Origin of the sequence: Hydrogenimonas thermophila (assembly GCF_900115615.1) — a bacterium.
In the GTDB taxonomy this organism is placed as follows: Bacteria; Campylobacterota; Campylobacteria; order Campylobacterales; family Hydrogenimonadaceae; genus Hydrogenimonas; species Hydrogenimonas thermophila.
In genome coordinates this window covers 1-19,975 of sequence record NZ_FOXB01000043.1, presented here as the reverse complement: position 1 = coordinate 19,975, position 19,975 = coordinate 1, and the positions used below count along the sequence as shown (strand labels likewise).

The window sequence follows — 19,975 nt, the reverse complement described above, 5'->3', positions numbered from 1 at the left end:
CATGACTTTTCTTTGCAATATCTATGCCAACATAGTACATAAAACATAACTCCTTCTTGATTGCTTGATATTTGGGTTGTGCTCACAGCCTCCTAACTCTATAGAACGGTAGAACATAAGCTCTCCAATAGCGTTTCATAGGTGAGTTAGCTAGCCCAAATTAGATAGGCTTTGTTGGGTCATCTTCTGACAAGGACAAACAGATCTTTAATTTGTGCCATTGACTGTGAATTGCAAAAAGCAGCTAACACAACTGTCTTTATGCTAACACAACTTTTATAACTTTTTCATCCTCTTTTGAGTGATGAGAAGTTATAAATGTATTATAGGAGGACAAAATATGGAATCAATTAAAACCATTGTTCTTTTAACATTAATGACTCTGCTAATGGTATGGGTTGGCGGTATTTTCGGTGGTGTTGACGGAATGCTGATCGCTCTTTTAATTGCAGCAGTTATGAACTTTTTCTCTTATTTCTATTCCGATAAGCTTGTTTTAGCACAGTATAATGCTGTAGAGGTAGATGAACATAGTGCACCTGGACTTATAGAAATTGTTCATCGTTTGGCAAACAAAGCAGGTATACCTATGCCAAAAGTATATATAGTTCCTGAACCAATTCCAAATGCATTTGCAACAGGACGAAATCCAAGCCACGCAGCAGTAGCTGTTACAGAAGGTCTTTTAGATCTACTTGATGAAGATGAGATCGAAGCAGTACTGGCACACGAACTTAGCCATGTACGCCACTATGACATTCTCATAGGTACAATCGCGGCTACAATTGCCGGTGCAATTGCCTGGATTGCAAATATTATGCAATTTGGTGCATTTTTCGGAGGCGGCAGAGAAGAAGAGAATACTCCAAATCCAATCATAATGATTCTTCTCTCTATAATCTTGCCAATTGCTGCGGGAATTATTCAAATGGCTGTAAGCAGAAGCCGAGAGTTTATGGCAGATGAAGGTGCGGCAAGAATTACAGGACATCCAGAGTGGTTGCAAAGTGCACTGATTAAACTTGATAACTACAATGCACAAGGGCTTTTACCGGAAGCAACACCTGAAACTGCTCATATGTTTATAGTAAACCCTTTTACGGGTAAAGATATCAGCTTTGCCAGCCTTTTTAGAACACACCCTACTACAGAACAACGTATTGAGCGTTTAGAAGAGATTAAACGAGAGATGATGTATAGATGAGTGAAAAATTTATAAAATATATCAAGTGTGTAGGAACTGGACCAAAACATAACCGAGATTTAACTGCTGAAGAGATGCGTGATGCAATGGAGCAGATTTTAAGCGGTATAGCTGAACCTGAACAGGTTACCGCTTTTTTGCTCGGTTGGCGACTTAAGCCTGAAACAATAGATGAGTACCGTGCCGCACTTGCAGTACTTGATAAATATACTAAAAAAGAGAGTGTTTCAGATGGTATAGAAATTGGTTATCCATTTGATGGAAAAGCTAATAACCCTTATATATTCTCTATTGCAGCACCTTTGGTTGAACCATACGGAATTGAAGTAGTAGTAAATGGCAGCGACATAAAGTCATCAAAAGGTGGTGCAACTGTAAAAGATATTTTCACTTCACTGCCAAAACCCAAAAATCTTAAATATTTTGATCGTAAAGAGTACTGCAAAGCACTTGATGACTTAACACCTCTGCGCCAAAAACTTGGACTTCGTACTGGATTAAACACGCTTGAAAGATTACCAAATGTTGCAAACTGCAATACAGCCCTAATAGGAGTTTTTCATAAGCCGTATGTGAAAAAGTATTTTGAGATTTTTGGAGATCGGTATAAAAGACTTGTGATTATTAAAGGCGACAAAGGAACTCCTGAAATTTTTGGAAAATGCAATATCTGGGTATGTGAGTCAAATAATATAGAAGAGATCACCATTGACCCTGCTAATTTTGGCATTGATTATAAAAAATCATCTGAATCTTTCAGTAAAGATGAGATACTGAAGATGGTATCAAACCCTTCATTGGAGTTAATGCAAATAGCAAAACTCAACGCTGCTGTATGGCTATATGCAAAAGAGAAAGCCCCTTCCATTGAAAGTGGATGGGAGATGCTTAATTCTCTATAAACTCCTCTGCTCTGTCAATACCTGCACATATCTGTCTGGATGCTGTTTAAAGGCATCCACATGTGCTACACCATCAAAGATTTTAATCTCTGCAGATGGACAAATACTCTTAAGTAATCTATAATGATAATCAGAAAGAAGCGAGTCATTTGATTCAAAGATATAGAGTATCTCTTTTTTACACAACTTCTTGCATCTATCTCTATTATCTGCAAATACAAAATCTTGATCAAAAAATGTTTCTGCAATCCACTTTACATAACTATATGCAAATGAAGGCAAATGCGCACGTTTCCAAAGCTCTTGTTTAACCAATGCTTCAAAGTCAATCCATGGAGCATCTGCAACAACTTTTACAAATCTTTCAGGCTCACTCTCTACCATCATCAGTACAGTTGCTGCTCCCATAGAAAAGCCATGCAAATACCAATTATACTTGCCTTTTGGATCAACAGTGTTTAACCAGCTAAGCATATCTTTATGCTCTTTAACACCAAAATATACACGCTTTCCGCTACTTTCGCCATGAGCACGAAGATCTACCAACATTACATTAAAGCCTCTGTTGTGGTAGATTTTTCCAAGCTCAAAAACACCACTATGAAAACCATTTCTACTTCCGCCGTTACCGTGCAAAAGGAGTACTGCTTTATTGCTTTTTGCTGGAATCCACCACCCTTTCAATAAAATACCATCATATGTTTTGTAATATATATCTTCATATTCTGCAGGCCAATCTGAAGGTCTCTTTTCAATCTTTTCATTAAAACCTAGTGTCTGCTTATGAACCACCCAAAAAGGATAAAGAAGTATAAAAAGTAAAAAGAGTAAAAGCAATAATTTCATACAACTATCCGTCTAATTGCAGGGCTTAACTTAACTAAGATATCATAAGCAATTGTGTCAAACTGCTTTGCTGCCTCTATTGCATTATCAAAAATCAAAATTTGCTCTTCAGCTGTTTCAACTGAGATTGCATCCATTGATACACGCCCCAATATCTTTTTGCCGTTAGGTAAAATATAAGGCTTGCTTGATGAGCCTCTTAGCCAACCATCACCGTAACCTATATCGTAAGTTGAAACTACACCTTTACTTTTAAGACATCCAGCCCCTGCGTAACCTACTCTTTGCATTGCTCTAAGCTCTCTTGTTGAAATGCGATCAGCCCATAAAGACATAACTGGTTTAAGCTTTGGTAAATTAAAAGGTTTTGGCATTTCAAGACAGCCAAAAGCTGCTATACCAACACGGGCTATATCTTCATCAAACTCACTTACACGAAATAGTGCTGCAGAGTTGCAACTGTGCCACCTAACACCCTTAATATCTAACTTTTGTGCTAACTCTTTTATGCGATCAAACTCTTTACGCTGCCAAAAAAATTCACTTCCCATCTCATCTGCACTTCTAAAGTGAGTCATAATACCTACAAGATTTAAACTATGCTTTTCAATTTCCTCAACTGCTTTTTGAAACTCTGAAGGTAAGACTCCGTTACGATGCATTCCTGTATCTACTTTTAACTCTACATAAGTTCCTTTAGGAATTTTAGCTATGCAGTTAAGGTCATTTACTACTATGCGAATTTTTTTGACAGGAGCAGTTTTTGGAATGTCTGAAAGTACAAGCACTGTTTCAAAAAGATCCACAATTGCTTTGGCTTCTTGTAGATTTCTTACAACTGCGTGCTTTACTCCAACATCAGCAGCCAAGCTTGCCATTAAAGATAGACCGTGACCGTAAGCATTGTCTTTAAGTACAAGTGCTAACTTCTCTATTGATTGTGTTTTTTGTACGATTTGGTTAATATTGTAAACAAAATTTTTACGTGATATTTTTATAAGTGACATAAAAGAGATTTTACCTAAAAAGGTATAAAAGAATGGACTATATTGCGTGGATCAAGATTATAGGAATGACTTTAACAGCTATATTTGTAGGTGTTATGGTATATAAAAGCATTCGTGTAGTAAAGGATAAAGAAGATGACAAAGTGCAACTTCCCGACTGAGTGGACAAAACAAGATGCCGTTTTACTGGCATTTCCACATAAAGATACAGACTGGGCATATGATCTTAAAGGGGCATTAACTCCATTTGTACGCATTGCAAGCTCTATTGCCTACAATCAACCGGTTATCATCGTCTGTGATAATGCAGAAGCTACCAAAGAACTCTTTTGTGATGTTAGAAACATAACTTTTGTAGAACTTCCAACCAATGATACCTGGGCAAGAGACTTTGGTCCTATTACCGTATATGTTGACGGTAAAAGAAAGTTTCTAGACTTCAAATTCAATGCTTGGGGAGATAAGTTTGAAAGTGCATTAGATAATGCAGTGACTGAACAATTAGTTAAAAAAGGTTACCTGTATGGCGACTATGAAAAGATAGACTTTGTCTTAGAGGGTGGTTCTATTGAAAGTGATGGTAAAGGTACACTGTTAACTACTTCAAAATGTCTCTTGAATATTAACCGCAATCCAGGACTAAAAAAAGAGCAAATAGAAGAGTTTTTAAAAGAGAAACTCTGCTTAAAACATATTTTATGGCTTGATTACGGTGAACTTGAAGGTGACGATACCGATGCACATATAGATACACTGGCTCGTTTTGTAGATGAAGAGACAATAGCTTATGTTGCCTGTGATGCTCCAAAAGATTCTCATTATGATGAACTTAAAAGAATGGAAGAGCAGTTAAAAAGTTTTCGCACTATTGATGGAAAACCTTATCGTCTAGTTCCACTGCCATTGCCTAGCCCAAAATATAAAGATGGAAATAGACTACCGGCTACATATGCCAACTTTCTGATTACCAACCATTCAGTACTGCTGCCTGTTTATGAAGATGAAAAAGATAAAGAGGTAACAGAACTTTTTAAAGAGCTTTTTCCAAAAAGAGAGATAATTCCAATTAACTGTTTAAAACTTATAGAACAAGGCGGTAGCCTTCACTGTGTAACAATGCAGATACCAAAATATCAGCAAGACTTTTGCAATGAATAAATTTTTACAAACGGCTCGCTTTGGCTTTCGTAAACTAAAAGAGTTTTACGATCCAGACATAACTTATTATGCTGCGAGCCTGAGCTTTTATACTATCTTTACGCTTATTCCACTGCTTTTAATCAGTTTTTCTATTATTGTACGTTTGCCAAACTTCAGTGAACAGTATGAAAAGATTAAAGCATTTATCTTCTCTAATATCATGCCAGCTTCACAAGATACAGTAGCAAGTTATATAGATACTTTTCTTGCCAATACTTCTAAACTTGGTATTATAGGTTTTATCTTTATACTATTTGCCTCTATTATGTTCTTTCAAAACTATGAATATATTGTTAGTAAAATTTTTAAGACTAAACAGAAAGGTTTTTGGAATGCACTGACTACATACTGGACACTCATTACATTAGGTCCTATGGCTCTTGCAGCTTCAATCTACCTATCGGTAAAAATCCAACAGCTTCTTAATGCCACTACTTATACAAGCAAAATAGATTTTCTGTCAATATTTCCATATTTAATTATTTGGATGCTCTTTTTTGTTACCTATAAAATTTCTACTACGGTTATAATAAAACTAAAAGCAGCATTCATCTCATCATTTTTTGCTTCACTTATCTGGTACCTTGGGAAAAATCTCTTTATCCAATACACACTCAGCAATAAAACATATGCAACTGTATATGGTTCATTTAGTACCCTGCTCTTTTTCTTTTTATGGATCTACCTATCGTGGATCATATTTCTTTATGGACAAAAGTTATGTTACCTTTTGAATAAGGAAGATAAACCAGACAAAAGCGACAATAATTTGAATATAGAGTACCTTACGCCATCTGACAGCAAAAAGAGATAAGATGATAAAACCTGAAAGAAACCATAATGGAGTTAAAACATAAACTTCACTTTTCGGTTTTGGTAAAGAGAAGAGATTTAAAATCAATCCTTCAAACCACCCTCCAATGCCCAGAATATGCATTATTATAGTTAATGGATAAAATATTGAGAAAGCTAAAGTCAAGGCAATAGAAGATAGTTGATATAGAGAGAAGAGACCAAAAAATGTATGAACTATAGGCAACATCATTAAATATGTCCAAAAATTTAGAACTATAAATATTGCCCATTTTGACCAACTCTTTGTGTAGTGTAAAAAAAGATATATGTAAAATACTCCACTAACTGAAAGCCAAAAACCTATAGAAAAAAACAACCCCGGAAATAGTGCAATCAGCCATATGACACAAACAGCTAAAAATGTAAATGAGAGTAACTCTATGCCGGCAAGCAAAGCAAGCCATCCAACTACGACCATAACATAAGCTCTTAGCAAAGATGGTGGTGTACCCACGAACAGTAAATATGCACCAAGTAGTAAAATTGTAACTAATCCCAAATCCAACAACCTGTGTCTATAAGGGAAAAATCGTTGTTGAAGTGGCTTATAGATAACAGATAGAGAAAAATATACAATCAGCCATAAAAATCCCATATGAAAACCGCTAAGAGCCAAAAGATGGTTTATACCAAGCCTAGTCACTGCTTTTCTAAGAGATTTAGATATGGGTAAAGCCAGAAAAAGTGCACCATAAAACTCATTGATCCAAGGATCTGTATGTTGCTTTTTAATCTCTTCAAACAGTTTCATTCTAGCTGTTTTGCTCTCTAAAACACGCAATATGTAAGATGGTATATAAGGAATAGTCAAAAAATCTTTAAACTTTAGTCGCGAAGGGAAAAGGACTAAACGAACCATTTTACCTCTAAGGTTATCGTCTCTATTTTTAGCTGTTGTGTAAAAGACCATTCCATCCTGAGTTTGCAGTTTTAAAACATCGTAATGTTTTGAGCCTTTGTGTTTTGAGTAGTGCAAAAGGACATCTGCATTTAGATAGATCTTTTTTTGTGAAGTAAATTTAGTGTATTCATAGTAGCGGTAAGATATTGAAAAAATGAGTATAACAAGGGCAGAGAAGATTAGAAATATCCACTCTTTCCGCCCCTCAATGAGAAGCGGTTTAGATAGGCGGAAGCTCAATTTTAGTTTCGCCGCCGGTATCGATGTTGGACTGTTCATAAACAACCTCTACTGGAACTTGCCCAGCATCGACAAAGCGTGTAAAGCGTTTTTGGAACTTCAACTCAACAATTCCAGTAGGTCCGTTACGCTGTTTACCAATGATGATTTCGGCATCTTCTTCCTCTTTTTCGTGGAAAGTAGACTTATACTCTTTTCCCTCGGCACGTGCCTTCATCTCTTTCTCTTTCTCTTCACGAATACGGTAAACATCATCACGATAAACAAAAAGAATAATGTCGGCATCCTGCTCAATCGCTCCAGATTCACGAAGGTCTGCAAGCATTGGTCTTTTATCTGCACGAGATTCAAGTGAACGGTTAAGCTGAGAGAGTGCCACAATAGGAATTTGAAGCTCCCTTGCAAGCATTTTTAGACCACGTGAAATTTCACTAACCTCTTGATGCCTATCTTTATTGCTTCCACTGCTCATTAACTGCAAGTAGTCGATTATAGCTATTTTAATCTCTGGATGGTGAGATTTTAGTTTTCTAAGTTTTGCACGTACTTGATGAATGTTTAGTGTACCTTCATCATCAACAAAAAGTTTCTGGTTACTTAACCAATCAACTGCTTCTGAAAGCCTCGTCCACTCTTCATCTCTAAGATTACCTACTCTTAAATCTTGCAAAGCAATCGAGGTTTTAGCACTAAGCATCCTAAGCACCAGTTGTTCTGCTGGCATTTCCAGAGAGAAGAATGCTACACCATCCCCATTTTCCAATGCTTTCAAAGCCATATTGAGTGTAAAAGCTGTATTGTGTGTTACTGTCATATCTTCAAGTAAAAATAGATGATTACCATCAATTGTAAAACCATAATAGTCATCAACACAATCAGGCTCTATCCTTATGCCTGTATGGGTAACATCCCGCTTAGCTTTTCTTAAACGTGGCTTTTTACGCTCTACCTTTATTGGTATACGTTCAAGATCACCGACAATTCTTACTCGATAAACTTCACTCTCATAACCACGCTCTTTAATCTGTGCCTTTTTTGCAATCAGTGAAGTTCTAAACCCCAATGTATCAGCTAAAAACTTAATATCTTCTGCTAATGCTTTACGTTTTTGTGTAATCTCAATTACATGATGCTTATCATCATAATAACCGTCACTATCAATCAATCCAGCCAAGAGCTCAAGTCGAACCTTTTCACTGTTGGCAAGATAAATATGCGGTATTCTCTTTTCATCAAGCAATCCTAATTCTCTAAGTAGTTTCTGTAAAGAGAAAGAGCCATTTGGATCAACAGCATGACCATTTGTAATGCCATACATAGGACATTTTCCTGCTGCTTCATAAAGATGTAAGATCAAACCAAGCTTGGCGGCATAGGCTTTGAGATAATCAACTACTTCATCATCTTCTGTTGCAATGCGCACATCACTACTTCGTCCATCACCAAGCCAAATACCAAGAAAATAGGGATCTATAGAGACCTCTTTTTCAGGAAAATCAACAGCAACCTTATACCCTTTATAGTTTGACTTAAACTTGTCACTTTTTTGCAAATAGTCCCGTACAGAGATATTTAGTACATCACCATGTTTATGTTTACCTTCTGTTCTGCTTCGCTTTAAAGAGAGAATATGACTTTCATTGACACGATAGTCAATTCCTTTGTTTTGCCTGACCCAATACATCATTTCACGCCCACGAGCCAATGAAAGAACACGTCTTGGTGTTGAATCATCACCCATAAGAAGGTCGCCAACCTTAATATCTTCAACTTTCTTCAATGTTCCGTCATACATCAAAACTCTAGTCCCTTTACCAAGACATTTTCCCATTGCTGGCCTCGCCGCAACAATTACAAGGTCACCTTCTCCAAATCCTGATGTCATACGGTTAAGATCTTTAAAGCCTGTATCGACACCAATTAGCATCGAGTTGCCACGCTCTTTCATCTTTTTAATATGTTCAAGCGTACTAAGTGCCATCTCTCGGCTTTCACGGAAATCCTGTGTAGAGCTTTCAGAAGTGATGGCATAAAGCTTTTGTTCTACTGCATCCATTACATCAACAGCAGGCAAATCATCTTCAATCGTCAGTTTTTTAATCTCTGTTGCTAACGTAACAAGTGCTCGTTTTTGTGCTTTTGCCTTGATCTCTTTTATGTAAGCATTGGTATTTGAGAGTGGATTGGCACTTAAAATATCTAAAAAAGCAACCTCATCAAATTGATTCTTTTGAGTCAGTTTTTCTCTAAGAAACTCTTCATCAATAGGCTGATCACTTCTAAAGAGTTCCTCCATAGCCATAAAAAGGTGCTGATGAAAAGGATGGTAAAAATCTTCTGGTTTCAGCTGTGCGGCAATCTCTTCATACTGCACAGGATCAAATATGATTGTACTTAAAACTGCACGCTCAATATTTAAGTTATAGAGATGTTCTTCCACTGATTACTCCATTTCTTTAGCCATATTTTCTACCTCTTGTAAAAAGCGGTCAACCAGCTTATCTTCAGGCAGTTTTGCAACTACTTCACCTTTAACCATCACAAGACCGCTTCCTTTGCCGTAAGCTATTGCCACATCTGCACTTTTTGCTTCACCGATGGCATTGACTACGCATCCCATTACAGATACATTTAACGGTGTTTTTATATGTTTGGTTTTCTCTTCTACTTCTGCTACTGCTTTTACAAGGTCAGCTTCTATACGCCCACAGGTAGGACAGGAGATAATGTTAAGCCCCTCTTTTGCAGCTCCACTATCTTTAAGAATAGCACGCCCTACTTCAATCTCTTTTTCAAGTTCACCAGTAATTGAGACTCGAAGTGTATCTCCTATTCCTTCAAGCAGTAAAGTTCCTAAACCTATGGCACTCTTGATTGTTGCGTGAAATACAGTACCAGCTTCTGTAACCCCTAAATGAAATGGATAATCAACTAGAGGTCTAAGGGTTCTATAGGCTTCAACCGTTCGTTCAACATCACTAGCTTTTAGTGAAACTTTGATATCTGTAAAGCCTAGATCTTCTAAAAATTTGATGTTATAAAGAGCCGACTCTACCATCCCTTTGGCTGTTTGACCATACTTATCTTCAAACTCTTTTTCCAAACTTCCGCAATTAACGCCGATTCTAATCGGAATATTTCTCTCTTGACAAGCTTTTACAACCTCTTTGACACGAGATTTTTCACCAATATTTCCAGGGTTTATACGAATACAGTCAACACTCTCAGCAGCAATCAATGCCAAACGATAGTTAAAATGTATATCTGCCACCAGTGGCAAAGAGGTTTGTGCACGTATCTCTTTAAGTGCCTCAGCATCTTCATAATCAGGCACTGCCACACGAACGATGTCTGCTCCAGCAAAATGAAGACGGTTAATCTGCTCCACAGTAGCAGCAACATCTGCAGTACGTGAATAGGTCATAGACTGCACCGATATTGGTGCATCACCACCGACAGCTACATTTCCTACATAAATCTTTTTAGTTGGGTATCTCTTAATCATTTTTTCTATACTTCCTAAATACTCTATTAAAATCTATCTTTGCTTTGCACTTTAAATCCTTAAACTCATAGACCTCATCAAAAAAATCACCCTCTTTTATGAACCTATCTCCATTATGCTTGAAAACTTTTGCTTTTAGATCATCTGGATAGACTAATATATAATATTTTACCTTTTCAAACTCATATAGATCAAACTTTACTTTTTCATCTCTTCTTGCTGTAGAAGGACTTAAAATCTCCACAACAATCTCTGGAGCTTTTGAGATATAGGTTTCATTCAAATCATCACAAACCACTGCAATATCAGGTCTTAAGACAGTATCATCACTTATTTTATAATCCTCTTCAATCAAAACTTCACATCTACTACACTCTTCAAAATACTCTTCTAATTGAGTAGTAATTTTTACATTTAGATTTTGATGCTTTTTTACAGGTGCCGGAGCCATCGCAAAAGCTGTTCCAAATATCAGCTCCCAATCCCCTTCCCACTTTACATAATCATCATAAGTGTAATGCTCTGTATATGCCAAGTTTGTCAAAATCTATCCTTTTATATCTTCACTTAGATTTATACTATTATACTACAACTCAAGCAAAATCTACCGGATCCATATCTACCTCAAAACTACCATCATCAACAGCTTTGACAACACGCATCAGATCAGCACGCTTGGAACTTCTTAGTAAAATATTGAATCGAAATTTACCTGCTATCTTCTCTATGGGTGCCTTACCTGCTCCAACAATCTCTACTAATCCAAACTTCTCTATCTTGCTCTTTATACGGTCAACCTCTGCCTTCGCCTTTGCCTCATTTTTAGATGCAAAGAGCAAACGGCAAAGATACATTGAAGGCGGATACAAGCCTTCCCTGTACACTAACTCCTCTTGCAAAAATTTCTCATACTTTCCAATATACTCTTTAAAAAAGTATGGCTGATTTGTCTGAACAATCACTGTAGCTTCACGAGCTCTGCCAGCACGTCCGGCGATCTGAACAAAGAGTGACTGTGCCCTCTCTCTGGCTCGAAAATCCGGCAATGCCAAAATGTAATCTAGTCCTAAAATAATGGCTAAAGTAACATCAGAGTAGTCGTGTCCTTTAGCCAACATTTGTGTTCCAACGAGTATGTCAGTCTCTTTTTTGGCAAATTTATTTAATGCTTTTTGAAGCTTTGAAGCAGTTGTAATCGTATCTTTATCAAACTGCTCTATATTCATATCTGAAAAATGTTCACGCAACTGTTCAACAACTTCAGCCGTACCAATTCTGTCACTGCGAATAATTGAACCGCACTTTGGGCAAGATGATGGAATCTTTTCAGCATAACCACAATAGTGACACTGCACCACTTTACGGAATCTATGCAGACTCATACCAACAGAACAAAATGGACACATTACACTATATGAGCAGTTATCACAATATAGATACTTAAAATTTGCTCTTGTAGGAAGAAATATGATTACCTGACCGCCATTACTGTGGTGACGCTCAATCTCTTCCAACATATTTGAAGTTAATGAACAACTTCCTCCCTCAAATATATAACGTTTTTTTGTTTTTATGTATGGTTCTGTTATTCGAACAATAGGAAATTTGGCAAAACTTGTAGCGCTTGGAGTTGCACTTCCAAGTACAATACGAACTTTGCTTTGTTTTCCTATCCAAAGAGCTAAATCCCTGGCATGATACCTTGGTCTATTATGTGCTTTATAGCTGTCATCGTGCTCTTCATCTACAACTATAAGTTTTAAATTTTGCATTGGCAAAAACAAGCTTGAGCGAGGACCAGCTACAATAGAAACAGTTCCATTTCTAATTGACTCAAGTACACTTTGACGTTTTGATTTAGTAAGTTTTGAATGCCAGATAGCTACCTTTTCACCAAAATAGGCTTCCAGTCTCTTTTGCATCTGTGGAGTCAGGCTAATCTCAGGCATTAAAAAAAGAGCAGAGCCGCCTTCATTTAAAACCTTGTCAAAAAGCTTTATATAAATCTCTGTTTTTCCGCTTCCTGTAGGAGCAAAAAGTAGTGAAGAGTCTCTGCTTAGCAAATCTTTAAAAGCCGTTTCCTGGCTGGGTGAAAGAACAATGTCGCTTGCAGTATGTGCAGTTTTATCTGCTTTAGGATAGTCGTGTGAATAAGGCACCATTAACTGCAAAGCTTCACCAATCTGGCATCTGTAATAGGTAGATATAAATGAAGCTAACTCCAACTGCCACTCTTGATAGTAGAGAGACTCTACATTTTCTATGTCAACAACTGAAAAGTCCGGTTTTTCTACTTCACGAAGTACTACACCTTTAACTTTTCTCTTTTGAAGTGGTACATTAACTATGGAGCCAAAGTTTAAAGAATCTTCATAACTGTACGTTAGAGAGAAGAGTTTTTTACCCAAAAGGGCTATTTCATAATATTTCACTGACAATATTACTCAAACCTATTACATAAACTCTCTGGAGATTTGCACTCAAAGGTACCTGTAGTAGCATTATATTCAAAGACAATATTTTCATCTCTGGTATGATATGTATAAATATTTCCGTCGGCACTCCACTTGCCAACTTCTGTACTGTTATCTTCACCTTCTGCAACAACAGCAAAAAGCTTGCCGTCTTTGTCTAAAGATGAAGGATATGTAGCCCCATTACCTTTTAAAATTGAGGTAGAGCGATAATTTTGCAATCCACTTCTTACAGTATCTACTTTTGCTTGGGCTTTGGCAACATATGCATTATCAACCGTTCCTGAAAAATTTGGAATTGCTACACTTGCCAAAATACCCAATATTACAATCACAAAAATCAGTTCTATTAAAGTAAAAGCTCTCTTTTGATTCTTAATACTCATTAAACTGATAGTTTATTTATAAGTTCATTTATCTTTTGCTCTAACTCCAAACACTCTATCTGTTTTGAAAGAAAAGCTTGCAAAAGCAGTTTTGTATCATTGTTTTTGCCCATATCAAATATCTCTTCTAACTCTTTTTCAACTAAATCGGCAAATGGCTCTTCTAGTGTAATAGTATAGCGTTTACCGCCAATTACAATCGAGACTCTTTTCATTCGCTAAGCATTGTCTCTATCTTGCCTATAACCTCTTCAATTTCAAGGTCTTTCATCATCAACTCTTCATCCAATTTAGCTATTTGTGCATCTTTTGCTTCATTCTGTGCTTTTAGTGCAACAATTTCATTTCTAAGGTTGTTATTCTCTTCTTCTACAGCTTTGATGCGAGCTAAAACTTCATCTATTTTTTTAGAAAGAAGCTCAACGACAGAACCTTTTTTTCCATTTTCTGCATTTTCATTTCTATTTTCAATATTCTCTTGTACTTCTTCATTCATAACCCAACTCCTAATATAAAATTAAACGCAGATATTATAACCTAAAAATTCTAAAAAAAAATCACAGTAAGTTTGTATTTAACATATGGGCTTTAGCCCAATCCGGCAAAATTTTATATAAACCTTAACACAATATTTCTGTTCAAATAAATCAATAGCAAAATCATCATTATACTTACAAGTTCTTTTTATTATTTGCATTATGAAATAATTAGAGCCACTTGCAAATTAGCAAAAATCACCTACAATTTAAGCTAAATTCATTAAAAAATTTCAAATTTTGTCTTGGCTTTTGGGGTAAATATTGTCTTTTATTGAAAATTTCGCATACTCAAAAATTTAAACCCCAAAAAACTTATTTTCTTCAGATAACTCTAGTATAACATTGCCCTTATATTTGTCATAAATAGATTCTATCTTATCATATATTATAGGCACTATAAACTGACCTGAAATATTATTTGCAATTTCAAATAACTTTTCTAATTTGTTTATATCTATCAATTCCACCTTATCATGAGCTACAAAATGTGGGAAATTTATATGCAGTTCATTGATAAAATCGATATATGCCAAATCAAAAGCTGTTATTATAGCTTGTTTTTTACCACTTCCTTCATTTCCTCCAGCATTTTTGATATAAAATTTTATTGGATCTTCTTCTAAATCATAAGAGATAAAAAACTCTACATCATATAATATTTTAGAATACTTACTAAAATATTTATTAAATAAAGATAATTTATTATTAAAATCTTCTAAATTTGTATTGATTTCATCTTTTATTTTTGATAATCTTTCTTCTGTATGTTTTATGTTTATTTCAATTTTTTCTAACTCTTCTAGCAATTTCTCATTTTGACCTTTTTGCTCTGCTAATTTTTCTATTTGTTCATTAAGTTTAGTAAATTCAGCTAATGAGCCTGTTTTTGAGAGTTTTTTCATTAGATTTGAATACTCTTTTTGTAATCCACCTCTTTGTTTTGTAAGATCTAATAAATTTTCCTCAATATTATCTAGTCTATTTTTCATATATATCTTTTCATTTTCAATCATCTTATTATGAAATGTTACAACTTCATCAAAACTTTTATGAAGTTTATCTATATAGAACTTAGCCTCATCATAAAGTAATTTTATCAATTGAGTATCTTGTAAAAACCTATCTTTTTCCAACTCTTCTAATTGTTTTTTTGTTAAACTTTTTTGTAAATTTAAATTGGTTATAATTTTTTCTATCTCTATCAATTTTAACTGAATATTTTTCAACTGCTCCTCTTCTAACTCATACTTTTCATCCAATTGAAATTCATCTCTTTGTTTATACAATTCTTCTAAATCTTTATTAATAATTTCTAATATTTGTTTTAAGTCAATTATATTAAATCTTTTTCCCAAAATAGATTTATCTTTTTTGTTTCTTTTTAACTCTCTTTCTAACTCACTTTTTTCTTGCAAAAGCTTTTTTGCTTTAAATCCAAACAAAAACAGATGTATCTTTTCATACTCACTATTTGATGTTGCAGGATGAAGGTATTTTAAGACATTATTGATCTGATTTTCATCTTTTCGTATAAATTTTGGTATGAGTTGCCTAAGAGATGGCTTTTTACTAATATTATTAAACAGTATCTTTTTTAACTCTGCATTAAAATCACCTTCTCTTTTTTGACCATTAAATAATATTTGATTTTCTACTTTTAATCTATCTTTTTTATATGTAACAACTCTTTTTATCTCATAGTTAAAACCTGTACTTCTATCTTCTAAAAAAAGTTTAAAAACAGGTTGTTTAGTCTTTAAAAAATCGTATATATCTTCATTTATAGATTCTTTAAACTCTTTATCTGTATATAATTGTTCTATCTTCCCATCAAAACAAAAATCAAGAACTCTAATAAGAGTAGTTTTTCCTATGTCATTTGTAGTCTTATTTTGATCACCTATTCCAACAATTAAGTTTAAACCACTTTCATTAAAATCTACTACTCTTCTTTTTTGCAATGTATTATCTACTATTTCTAATCTTTTTAAGAACATTTTACTATGCACCCATCATCTGTAATTTTTATCATATCTATTAAATATAGCCAATCTAATAACAAAATAAATTTTTTTAATTCAATCTTTTGGTATTTTTTAAAATGCTCATATAGCTCAAAAAGCGAATACTTGATATTATTTTTATTCAAAAACTCTATCAACTCCCCACCTAAGTAATATAAACTTTTTTGAGGATATCTCTCTGTAACTATCAAGTTTATATATCCTTCTTTGGTTTTTCAAATATTTTGCACCTTGCAAATACATAAAAAACTACATATTGTACACCACTGACATCTTCTAAACTCAAATTTGAATACTCTTTTAACTCTTGCTCTAAATCATCGATTATATTCGATAAAATCTCATCAGGATCTATTTTTGTATCATACCAACGTATAAACTTGTTTTTTATATGAAAAATCAATTTATTTTCAAAAGATGGCTCATCTTCTAGTATTATCATAATTTTATGTCTAACTAAATTATAATTTTCCATATAATCATCAAAAAAATCTTTATATTTTTTTAACTTGTTATAATCTATCTTATCTTCTATTGTATATTCATTTGTATCTGGTTTTTCATATTTTACATCAGTAATAATATCTAAAAATCCCGTCAAAACATTAGCAATAGTAGATTCATGTTTTGTTGTTTCTATAAAATAATTAGTAGAATTATCAATCAAATCTCTACCAGCTACTTTTGAATTATTTGTAGCATTTAAATTTTGATTTTTATCGAACATCTCTACCAGCTGCTTTAGAATTATTTGTAGCTGTAATATTTTGAGAGTTTATCTTCATACTGTTATCTATCTCTATAACTTTATTTACAGCAAAAATAGACAATCCAAGTCCAAGTACACTGCATATTCCTGTTAAGAACAAAAACAAATCACTTGTAACTATTTCGTGCATTATTTTATCCCTATATTTTTATTTTTTTCAAACTTTTCACTGCATCAAAACTATTATCATAACATGTAAAATCAGTTCCAACGACACTTTCTAAAAGTGCTTTTTTGACTTCTGGATAATCTTTAAAAACTTCTAACCAACTAGATATAAAATGTGTATGGCTTCTTGCTATTTGATTTATCATCTCTTGAGAATGATTTTTTAAATAATCTTTTAAACTCTCTTCTGCTTTACCCCACTCTATTAACCTTTGAACATATCTGTCATCTTTTCTATTTTTAGAATCTTTTTCTCTATTTAATTTTACTAAATCAATGGTATTTTTAGCTAAAACTTTTTCGTCTTCACTTAACTCATTATTTACCAATACTTTTGTTTTAGTATATCTAAAAGCATAAGCTGTATTATGAGTATCTGGGAAAATATATCCATCACGATTATCATTATTATTTGATTTATTTCTATTACATATTTTACAAGCTACAAGAAGATTATCCCAGTCATTCTCTAAAGTAGGATTTTTACTTTTTGGTGAAACATGTTCTATATCCATTCCATTTGATATATTCAATTCACAGTAAGAGCAATAACTCCCAATAGCATCTCGTAAGTCATCTTTTGCTTGTAAATAGCTTGCATATGTTTGAGGTGCTAATCCTTTATTTACAGGTCTCATTTATCACTCTCTTAATAATCTTTTTCTTCGCAAAAATGCCACATATGCCATATTATCCTCAAATGGTTCTATCAATTTATCTAACTCTTTTTTTATATTTTCTAACTCTTCATTATCACTTTTATTTTCTAATTTCTCTAACAAATCCAAATATTTATCCGCTACTTTCAACATTTCTGATTTTCTTTTACTAATTTGTGGTAATTCTATATCTTGTATCTTTTCACTAATATCTTCTATGCTCAATAATGTAGCGTCTGTTCCAAGTAATTGATTATTTTCACTAAGTTTTATTATCTCATTTTTTTGCATTGATTGTATTACAAATGGAGAATGGGATGAAAAAATAAACTGAACTTTTGGGAAAGTATTTTTAAAAAGAGATACAACTTCTCTTTGCCATTTTGGATGAAGGTGTAAATCTATCTCATCTACCAAAACTACTCCAGGAGTTTTTGAAACTACATCTTTACCTAAGTGTGGATTTAAAATAGCCATTCTATATGCTATATCTGATACTATCCCGATAAGGTTTCTATATCCATCACTTAAACTTGAGATTCTTTCTCTTTTTTCTGTATCTTTAAATTTTATCTCCAAATCCCCTTCTCTATATATAAATAATTCTACTTCTTGTTTAGATACTTGTGATATAAAACTTTTTACACATTCTCTTACAGCTTCTAAAATTGGTATCTCTTTTCTTAAATTAAAAGCATTTCTTTCTTGTTTCTCAAACCAAGCTATAAAATTACGATAATTTGACTTAGCATTTAGACAATCTTTATATCCATCAAACCTTGTAAGCTTCTCCATCTTTGAAGTTTTTTTATATTCTTGTTCCCATAATCTACCAGTTCCATGATATGAAATAATAGGTAAAGTAATATCATCCAAATTATTTTCTATTTCGGTTATATAATCAATCAAACTTTTATTAATAGTTTTCAAAAGATGTGTTTTTGTATCATTTTTAACTTGTCGTCTCATTCTTTCTATAAAAATATCATTCTTATTCACATCTAAATTACCACTAATTATCACAGGTAGTTTATATTTTACCACAATATTATCATCTATATCTTGAATATCTATTTTAATATCTTTTTTAGCTATAGAGTGCCTATCTCCAGTACCAATATTTTTAAATGCTTGAATATAACCACCAAGCAAAGTAGCTAAAGCATCTAATATAGAAGTTTTTCCTGTTCCGTTTTCTCCTATAATTAAATTTGCTCTATTTGAAAAAATTAATTCTAAATCTGAGTATTTTTTATAATTTTGTATTTTTATATTTTTTATATTAAAATTAGTCATCTAATTTTCCTATGGCAATTGTTTTATAAACTTTTCCATTATCTTAAAATTGCTATCAATATTAGAAAATAAGCATCAATAACAACTCCCCCTATTGTTTTAGCAACTTCCTTATCTCTTCCATCTAGAGATTCAGCTTATGTCCAAAATTATATCAACATTATCAAAGATGTGGCTTAAAATTACAAATCTTGAGAATACATTATTTCCAGAGCTAAAAGAGAGTTTGAAGATAGATGAGTTTACTCCTAAAGATAGAGAACAGATTGCAAGAGCATTTATAGCAAAGAGTGTTTATAATATTCAAACAACAAGAGAATTGATAGATAGACTGCATATCGATAGAACTTTGAGAATTTTATCGAGAAAATATTTTTTTATAATGCTATAGATTCTACAAAAATACCATTGAGAGAGAAACCTGTAAAAGTTTAAAAAGAAGTTCAATCTAAACCAAAAAAGAGAGGGAGACTTAAAAAAGGTGAAATAAGAGAACCAAAAAAATTTTGGTAAAATAGGACATAAATCTAAAATTTGGAGAACAAAATGGTAGCTTTAAAACAACAGCAACTTTTTGATGAAATAGATACTTTACCTATAGATTTAAAAACTAAAATTATTGATAACCTATTAAATAGTCTTAACCCTACAAATAAATCCATAGATGATTTATGGATACAAGAAGTAAATCATGAGACCGTTCAGAATTTTGTGTCAACATCCAATAGTTCCTAAGATTATATCATAGTTCAAGGGCTTCTTCGAGCCTACCTTCGAAAAATATAGCCAGTTGTGAAAGTGTCAGACTCCAGTTACGCATCGGCATTGTCCACTTTTTCTGTGCGTTCTGAATTCCCATATAGAGTAGTTTTAAAAGTGAATTTTCATTTGGGAATGCTCCTTTAGTTTTAGTTAATTTTCTGAACTGTCTATGTACAGATTCAATAATATTGGTTGTATAGATAATGCGTCTTATATCTGCTGGATATTTGAAGTAGTT

24 protein-coding genes are annotated in these 19,975 nt (G+C 33.5%); 7 read left to right on the top strand and 17 right to left on the bottom strand.

Features of this window, described 5'->3' with window-relative positions; translation table 11 throughout:
* Positions 1–340: 340 nt before the first annotated feature.
* Positions 341–1,204 carry a zinc metalloprotease HtpX gene (gene htpX / locus BM227_RS10715; RefSeq protein WP_092913777.1) on the top strand — a complete coding sequence of 288 codons (864 nt, stop codon included), beginning with the start codon at positions 341–343 and terminating at the stop codon, positions 1,202–1,204.
* Entirely contained in the window at positions 1,201–2,106 is a 906-nt protein-coding gene (locus BM227_RS10710; RefSeq protein WP_092913775.1) for an anthranilate phosphoribosyltransferase, read from the top strand. The genes htpX and BM227_RS10710 overlap by 4 nt, the downstream gene beginning before the upstream one ends.
* On the opposite strand, the gene BM227_RS10705 is transcribed toward BM227_RS10710, so the two are convergent.
* Entirely contained in the window at positions 2,101–2,952 is an 852-nt protein-coding gene (locus BM227_RS10705) for an alpha/beta hydrolase (RefSeq protein WP_092913773.1), read from the bottom strand. The two genes, BM227_RS10710 and BM227_RS10705, sit on opposite strands and share 6 nt — an antisense overlap.
* On the bottom strand, positions 2,949–3,959 hold the full coding sequence (locus tag BM227_RS10700; RefSeq protein WP_092913771.1) for an alanine racemase: 1,011 nt from the start codon (positions 3,957–3,959) through the stop codon (positions 2,949–2,951). Before BM227_RS10700 ends, BM227_RS10705 begins: the two co-directional genes overlap by 4 nt.
* 32 nt (positions 3,960–3,991) lie before the next feature.
* On the opposite strand from BM227_RS10700, the gene BM227_RS13235 reads away from it, so the two are divergent.
* Genes BM227_RS13235 through BM227_RS10690 form a run of 3 tightly spaced genes read left to right on the top strand, consistent with a single transcriptional unit; the run spans position 3,992 to position 5,973 of the window.
* Positions 3,992–4,120, top strand: coding sequence for a hypothetical protein (locus tag BM227_RS13235; protein ID WP_281244324.1), 129 nt, complete (start codon positions 3,992–3,994; stop codon positions 4,118–4,120).
* Positions 4,095–5,117 carry an agmatine deiminase family protein gene (locus BM227_RS10695; protein ID WP_092913769.1) on the top strand — a complete coding sequence of 341 codons (1,023 nt, stop codon included), beginning with the start codon at positions 4,095–4,097 and terminating at the stop codon, positions 5,115–5,117. Before BM227_RS13235 ends, BM227_RS10695 begins: the two co-directional genes overlap by 26 nt.
* Positions 5,110–5,973 carry a YihY family inner membrane protein gene (locus BM227_RS10690; protein ID WP_092913767.1) on the top strand — a complete coding sequence of 288 codons (864 nt, stop codon included), beginning with the start codon at positions 5,110–5,112 and terminating at the stop codon, positions 5,971–5,973. Before BM227_RS10695 ends, BM227_RS10690 begins: the two co-directional genes overlap by 8 nt.
* On the opposite strand, the gene BM227_RS10685 is transcribed toward BM227_RS10690, so the two are convergent.
* The 14 genes from BM227_RS10685 to BM227_RS10620 form a co-directional block, all read right to left on the bottom strand.
* Complete coding sequence (locus tag BM227_RS10685) at positions 5,878–7,194, bottom strand: ComEC/Rec2 family competence protein (protein ID WP_092913764.1); 1,317 nt, start codon at positions 7,192–7,194, stop codon at positions 5,878–5,880. The genes BM227_RS10690 and BM227_RS10685 overlap by 96 nt on opposite strands.
* The gene (gene dnaB, locus BM227_RS10680; protein ID WP_092913761.1) at positions 7,136–9,595 is read right to left on the bottom strand and encodes a replicative DNA helicase; all 2,460 of its coding nucleotides are present in this window, start codon (positions 9,593–9,595) and stop codon (positions 7,136–7,138) included. Before dnaB ends, BM227_RS10685 begins: the two co-directional genes overlap by 59 nt.
* Positions 9,596–9,598: 3 nt before the next feature.
* Positions 9,599–10,660 carry a flavodoxin-dependent (E)-4-hydroxy-3-methylbut-2-enyl-diphosphate synthase gene (gene ispG, locus BM227_RS10675; RefSeq protein WP_092913760.1) on the bottom strand — a complete coding sequence of 354 codons (1,062 nt, stop codon included), beginning with the start codon at positions 10,658–10,660 and terminating at the stop codon, positions 9,599–9,601.
* The gene (locus tag BM227_RS10670; protein ID WP_245757059.1) at positions 10,653–11,204 is read right to left on the bottom strand and encodes a Uma2 family endonuclease; all 552 of its coding nucleotides are present in this window, start codon (positions 11,202–11,204) and stop codon (positions 10,653–10,655) included. The genes ispG and BM227_RS10670 overlap by 8 nt, the downstream gene beginning before the upstream one ends.
* A gap of 49 nt (positions 11,205–11,253) precedes the next feature.
* Positions 11,254–13,092, bottom strand: coding sequence for a primosomal protein N' (locus BM227_RS10665; protein ID WP_092913780.1), 1,839 nt, complete (start codon positions 13,090–13,092; stop codon positions 11,254–11,256).
* Positions 13,093–13,100: 8 nt separating this feature from the next.
* Entirely contained in the window at positions 13,101–13,520 is a 420-nt protein-coding gene (locus BM227_RS10660; RefSeq protein ID WP_092913758.1) for a type II secretion system protein, read from the bottom strand.
* On the bottom strand, positions 13,520–13,735 hold the full coding sequence (locus BM227_RS10655; RefSeq protein ID WP_092913756.1) for a hypothetical protein: 216 nt from the start codon (positions 13,733–13,735) through the stop codon (positions 13,520–13,522). Before BM227_RS10655 ends, BM227_RS10660 begins: the two co-directional genes overlap by 1 nt.
* Positions 13,732–14,016 (bottom strand): hypothetical protein, encoded by a 285-nt coding sequence (locus BM227_RS10650; protein ID WP_245757058.1) that lies wholly within the window; start codon positions 14,014–14,016, stop codon positions 13,732–13,734. Before BM227_RS10650 ends, BM227_RS10655 begins: the two co-directional genes overlap by 4 nt.
* 339 nt (positions 14,017–14,355) lie before the next feature.
* On the bottom strand, positions 14,356–16,068 hold the full coding sequence (locus BM227_RS10645; protein ID WP_143089737.1) for an AAA family ATPase: 1,713 nt from the start codon (positions 16,066–16,068) through the stop codon (positions 14,356–14,358).
* The gene (locus BM227_RS13385; RefSeq protein ID WP_425431727.1) at positions 16,047–16,208 is read right to left on the bottom strand and encodes an ABC-three component system middle component 6; all 162 of its coding nucleotides are present in this window, start codon (positions 16,206–16,208) and stop codon (positions 16,047–16,049) included. The genes BM227_RS10645 and BM227_RS13385 overlap by 22 nt, the downstream gene beginning before the upstream one ends.
* Before the next feature lie 68 nt (positions 16,209–16,276).
* On the bottom strand, positions 16,277–16,810 hold the full coding sequence (locus BM227_RS10635; protein ID WP_092913751.1) for an ABC-three component system protein: 534 nt from the start codon (positions 16,808–16,810) through the stop codon (positions 16,277–16,279).
* Positions 16,800–16,982 carry a hypothetical protein gene (locus BM227_RS10630; protein WP_092913749.1) on the bottom strand — a complete coding sequence of 61 codons (183 nt, stop codon included), beginning with the start codon at positions 16,980–16,982 and terminating at the stop codon, positions 16,800–16,802. Before BM227_RS10630 ends, BM227_RS10635 begins: the two co-directional genes overlap by 11 nt.
* Before the next feature lie 10 nt (positions 16,983–16,992).
* Positions 16,993–17,658, bottom strand: coding sequence for an HNH endonuclease (locus BM227_RS10625; RefSeq protein ID WP_092913747.1), 666 nt, complete (start codon positions 17,656–17,658; stop codon positions 16,993–16,995).
* 3 nt (positions 17,659–17,661) lie between these two features.
* Complete coding sequence (locus tag BM227_RS10620) at positions 17,662–18,975, bottom strand: AAA family ATPase (RefSeq protein ID WP_092913745.1); 1,314 nt, start codon at positions 18,973–18,975, stop codon at positions 17,662–17,664.
* A 139-nt stretch (positions 18,976–19,114) separates the two neighbouring features.
* Between BM227_RS10620 and BM227_RS10615 the strand changes: the two genes are divergently transcribed.
* Both BM227_RS10615 and BM227_RS10610 read left to right on the top strand, forming a co-directional pair.
* Entirely contained in the window at positions 19,115–19,366 is a 252-nt protein-coding gene (locus BM227_RS10615; RefSeq protein WP_092913744.1) for a hypothetical protein, read from the top strand.
* A 155-nt stretch (positions 19,367–19,521) separates the two neighbouring features.
* Complete coding sequence (locus BM227_RS10610) at positions 19,522–19,710, top strand: hypothetical protein (protein WP_092913742.1); 189 nt, start codon at positions 19,522–19,524, stop codon at positions 19,708–19,710.
* A 7-nt stretch (positions 19,711–19,717) separates the two neighbouring features.
* On the opposite strand, the gene BM227_RS10605 is transcribed toward BM227_RS10610, so the two are convergent.
* Positions 19,718–19,975 (bottom strand): transposase (locus BM227_RS10605; protein WP_143089736.1); only part of this gene is annotated, 258 nt, incomplete at its 5' end.